This is a genomic window from bacterium (assembly GCA_037131655.1).
In the GTDB taxonomy this organism is placed as follows: domain Bacteria; phylum Armatimonadota; class Fimbriimonadia; order Fimbriimonadales; family JBAXQP01; genus JBAXQP01.
On record JBAXQP010000296.1, the window covers coordinates 1 to 3,319 of the forward strand.

Consider the following 3,319-nt stretch of genomic DNA (forward strand, 5'->3'; position numbering starts at 1 on the left):
GATTCGTACCGGCGAATAGCAGTGCCTAAATCCGTGACGATGACGCCCTGTTTGATAAGCTCATCTGAGACCATTTCTTCAAAGGGTTGGCCATCGACTTCTATCAATCGCCCTGCAGCGTTATCGCTTTTCGTCAGCATCGAATTGAGTTGTTCTCGAACCTGATTATCCTGGCTGAGAGGTCGGCGAAGAGCGGTAAGCGCCGGTGGTTCCATCTCGGATAAGTTTAAACCGGAAACATCGGTCCGTCGCCAACCTTCATCCGATCGAGTGGGGAGCGGGGTTGATTGAAATAGGTTCCACGCTTCCTGTCGACGTGCGAAGGCCCACTCAGGTTCTTGGAGGCTTTGTGATGTCTGTTGCATCACGCTATGATCGAAGCTGTTATTGATATGATCATCCGGAACTTCTGTGATTATGGTTGGTAGTCCCTCAGCATTTATATTCATATTTAGCCCACCGATCCTTCCATCTCGAGTGCGATCAAGCGGTTTAGCTCCACTGCGTATTCCAGCGGAAGCTCTTTGGCGAACGGTTCGAAGAAACCGTTAATAATCATTGTGATTGCTTCCTGCTCAGTCATGCCGCGGCTTCGCAAGTAGAAGAGTTGCTCATCGCCTACTTTGCTGACTGTCGCTTCGTGCTCGACGCGAACGTCCCGCTCTTGTATGTCCATTGTTGGATAGGTGTCGGATATTGAATCCTCGTCCATCAACAGCGCATCGCATCGGACATTGCATTTGACCCCTACGCAGCCTTTATCGACCTTTACCAAGCCTCGATAACTGGCTCGTCCGCCGCCTTTGCTGATTGACTTTGAGACAACCGTTGAAGTCGTATGGGGCGCCGCATGGATGACCTTTGCGCCTGCATCCTGATGCTGACCAGCCGATCCGGCAAAGGCAACCGATAGGATGTCGCCTCGCGCTCCAGGGCCGACCATATAAACTGCCGGATACTTCATCGTCAGCTTAGAGCCAAGATTGCCGTCCACCCATTCAACGGTTGCATCTTTATGAGCAACTGCGCGTTTGGTGACTAAGTTGTAAACATTCTTTGACCAGTTTTGGATGGTGGTGTAGCGGATATGCGACCCCTCCATGGCGATTAGCTCGACGACCGCCGAGTGGAGTGAATCGGATGAGTAAACAGGGGCGGTGCACCCTTCGATATAATGAACCCTGCTGCCCTTGTCGGCGATAATCAGCGTACGCTCGAATTGGCCCATATTCTCGGCATTAATCCGGAAATATGCCTGCAAAGGAATATCGACATGAACCCCTTCGGGCACATAAATGAAGCTGCCTCCCGACCAAACGGCTGAATTGAGCGCTGCGAACTTATTGTCCATAATCGGAATAATTGTCGAAATATACTTCTTTACAATATCAGGATGTTCTCTTAGACCGGAATCCATGTCCATGAAGAGAACGCCCTTCTTTTCGAGGTCTTCACGAATGTTATGATAGACCACTTCCGATTCATATTGGGCGCTGACACCGGCTAAGAATTTGCGTTCCGCCTCAGGGATGCCCAACCTATCGAAGGTAACCTTGATATCATTCGGCACATCATCCCATGACCGGCTCATCTTTTCGGCAGGCCTTATGTAGTAGAAGATATTGTCGAAATCTATTTCACTCAGAAGCTGCGTATTGCCCCAGGTCGGCATTGGTTTGCGCAAGTAGACTTCGAGCGCTCGCAGGCGGAACTCGCGCATCCACTGCGGCTCATTCTTCATCTCTGAGATTGCCTCGACGAGCTGTTTTGTTAGTCCGCGTTCTGATTTGAAAACGTAATTCTCATCGGTATGAAAGCCGTACTGATATTCCTCATTAAGATCAGGTTTCGCAACTATCTTAGCCATTTTGAAGCGCCTCCTGCTCGACCTCTTTGACCAGCCAATCATAGCCTCTGTCTTCCAAGGTCAAGGCGAGTTCTTTGTCACCTGAGAGCACTATGCGGCCATCAACGAAAACGTGTACAAAGTCCGGTTTAATATAGTTCAATAGCCTTTGGTAGTGTGTGATCAACAAGATCGACTGATCGGGCGTCATCATGTTGTTCGCATTCTCTGCAACTATCCGAAGCGCGTCAATATCCAATCCAGAGTCCGTTTCGTCAAGGATTGCCAATACGGGTTTCATCAGTGACATTTGCATGGCTTCAAATCGCTTTTTCTCGCCGCCTGAGAAGCCGTCATTGACATATCTTGAAACAAAAGATTCATCGATTTGAAGGTCTTTCATCCGGGCACGAAGTTCCTGACGGAACTCTTTAGCGGGAATGTCATGACCTCGAAGAGCTTTAAGTGAGGTGCGCAGGAAGTTGACGATCGTCACCCCTGGGATAGCCGTTGGGTATTGGAAGGCGAGAAACATTCCGGCTTTCGCCCGTTCGTTGGGGTTGAGCGCAAACAGGTCTTGACCGTTGAAAAGAACGCTGCCACCGGTAACTTCGTAATTCGGGTGACCCATTAATGTGAACGCCAATGTACTCTTACCTGAACCGTTGGGTCCCATAATCGCATGCACTTCGCCACGGTTGATGGTTAGGTTCACGTCCTTTAGGATGGTCTTTCCTTCGACGCTCGCTTGTAGATTCTTGATTTCTAAGATTGGTTGAGTTTCCAACGCCATTTGTTACTCCTTACTAAGGCTCGTCACTATCGGTGATTCGGTTTCTTCGTGTTGAATAAGCCGCTGCCTGAAAGCGGTGGGCGGTAATAGTTGAATAGGTTTGCTGAAATCGCCGTTAACCAAGCTGACTAGCGGGATGCTGTCAAATAATTCGGTTAGGTAGGATGCCACATGGTTCCAAACAGAGCGCACTCCGCAAGGGCCTGTGTGAACGCATGAATGCCGGCCAGCTGTGTACTGACGACACATTTCATCAGGGGTCGGGAAGTTGCCCAAGGCTCGCATGACATCACCGAGGGAGAGCATTTCAGCTTTCACTGCCAGCCGGTAGCCACCGTTGACACCACGAACGCTTTTAGCCAATCCTGCGCGGCTTATAATGCGCATTAGCTTCTCAACGTAGGGTATCGATAGCCCTTCGGCTTGAGCGATTTGCGGCACCTGAACAACCGCGTCTTCACTCGCCCGAACGAGTTGCAATATACACCGAAGCCCGTATTCTTCTTGCGCCGTAACCTTCATCTGATGTCCTCTAATCCTATTATACGGGATACCTGACTAAAAAGTACAGTATTAATTTAATGATTGTACCGGATTCTTATTATTGCTAAGAAATATCATCGCAAATGAATATTAATCTACTATTCAGAGCGAATATATTGCTGCGCACTCTTCTCTAA

At 49.1% G+C, this 3,319-nt stretch carries 4 protein-coding genes; all 4 read right to left on the reverse strand.

Features of this window, described 5'->3' with window-relative positions:
- Positions 1-449 (reverse strand): hypothetical protein (locus tag WCO51_11405; protein ID MEI6513860.1); only part of this gene is annotated, 449 nt, incomplete at its 3' end.
- Positions 450-451: 2 nt separating this feature from the next.
- Positions 452-1,867, reverse strand: a complete 1,416-nt coding sequence (gene sufB, locus WCO51_11410) for a Fe-S cluster assembly protein SufB (protein MEI6513861.1) — start codon at positions 1,865-1,867, stop codon at positions 452-454.
- Positions 1,860-2,639, reverse strand: a complete 780-nt coding sequence (sufC, locus tag WCO51_11415; GenBank protein ID MEI6513862.1) for a Fe-S cluster assembly ATPase SufC — start codon at positions 2,637-2,639, stop codon at positions 1,860-1,862. Before sufC ends, sufB begins: the two co-directional genes overlap by 8 nt.
- 3 nt (positions 2,640-2,642) lie before the next feature.
- A complete protein-coding gene (locus WCO51_11420; protein ID MEI6513863.1) occupies positions 2,643-3,161 on the reverse strand; it encodes an Rrf2 family transcriptional regulator in 519 nt (172 codons plus the stop codon).
- Positions 3,162-3,319 lie beyond the last annotated feature (158 nt).